The 1,374-nt window shown below is 66.6% G+C and carries 1 protein-coding gene; it reads left to right on the top strand.

The features are described 5' to 3' along the window. Positions 1-218: 218 nt before the first annotated feature. On the top strand, positions 219-1,374 hold a 1,156-nt coding region (metG, locus tag V7D63_RS11195), incomplete at its 3' end, for a methionine--tRNA ligase (RefSeq protein WP_333592360.1).

Raw genomic sequence — 1,374 nt, 5'->3', positions numbered from 1 at the left:
CGCATGCGATCGGCGTCAACGGCCTGGTCTGGGCGGTGATCATCGCCAGCCTGGTGTCGGCGGTCCTGCTGACCGGTCGGTTCGTACGCATCGCGCGGCGTCTCAAGACCGCAGGGCTTAGAGCTTAGGGCTTAGGAAGTGAGACGCGGCCCTTGCGGTCTGGCCCCGCGCTCGCCACTAAGCCCTACTCCTCCTAAGCCCTACGTCCCCCGGAACCCATGACCCGCATCCTCATCACCTCGGCGCTGCCCTACATCAACGGCATCAAGCACCTGGGGAACCTGGCGGGTTCGATGCTGCCGGCCGACGTCTGGGCGCGGTTCAAGCGCGGGCAGGGGCACGAGGTGCTCTATATCTGCGCCACCGACGAGCACGGCACCCCGGCCGAGCTGGCCGCCGCCGCCGCCGGCCAGGACGTGCGCACCTATTGCGACGAACAGCACGAGATCCAGAAGCGGGCCGGAGAGGCCTTCAACCTCAGCTACGACTGGTTCGGCCGTTCGTCCTCGGACGCCAACCGCCGCCTGACGCAGCATTTCGCGAAAGTGTTGGAGGACAACGGTCTGATCGAGGAGCGGGTCGACCGGATGATCTATTCGGTCGACGATGGCCGCTTCCTGCCCGACCGCTATGTCGAGGGCACCTGTCCGCACTGCGGCTACGTCGGCGCGCGTGGCGACCAGTGCGACAACTGCGGCCGCCTGCTGGACCCGACCGACCTGATCGATCCCTATTCGGCCGTCTCGGGCAGCCGGAACCTGGAGGTGCGCGACACCCGCCACCTGTATCTGTTGCAGACCAAGATGGCCGAGCGCGTCCGCGCCTGGGTCGATTCCAAGGACTGGCCGTCCCTGGCCAAGTCCATCGCCTACAAGCATCTGGACGAGGGGCTGATCGACCGAGGCGTCACCCGCGACCTGAAATGGGGCGTGCCGGTGGTCGGTCCCGACGGCGGGCCGCGACCGGGCATGGAGGGCAAGGTCTTCTACGTCTGGTTCGACGCGCCCATCGAATACATCGGCGCGACCGAGGAATGGGCCGAGGCGACCGGGAACGACTGGCGTTCCTGGTGGCGCACCGACGCGGGCGCCGACGACGTGCGCTACGTCCAGTTCATGGGCAAGGACAACGTCGCCTTCCACTCGGTCAGCTTCCCGACGACGATCCTGGGTTCGCAAGAACCGTGGAAGACGGTCGATACGCTGAAGGCCTTCAACTGGCTGAACTGGTACGGCGGGAAATTCTCGACCAGCCAGAAGCGCGGCGTCTTCATGGACCAGGCGCTGGAGCTGTTGCCCGCCGACTATTGGCGCTGGCACCTGACGGCCTATGGGCCGGAAGGGTCGGACGCGGCCTTCACCTGGGAGCAGTTCC

Origin of the sequence: Brevundimonas sp. (genome assembly GCF_036732845.1) — a bacterium.
Taxonomy (GTDB): Bacteria; Pseudomonadota; Alphaproteobacteria; order Caulobacterales; family Caulobacteraceae; genus Brevundimonas.
Note: the sequence above shows the minus strand (reverse complement) of the source record. Positions and strands in the feature narration are given on the sequence as shown.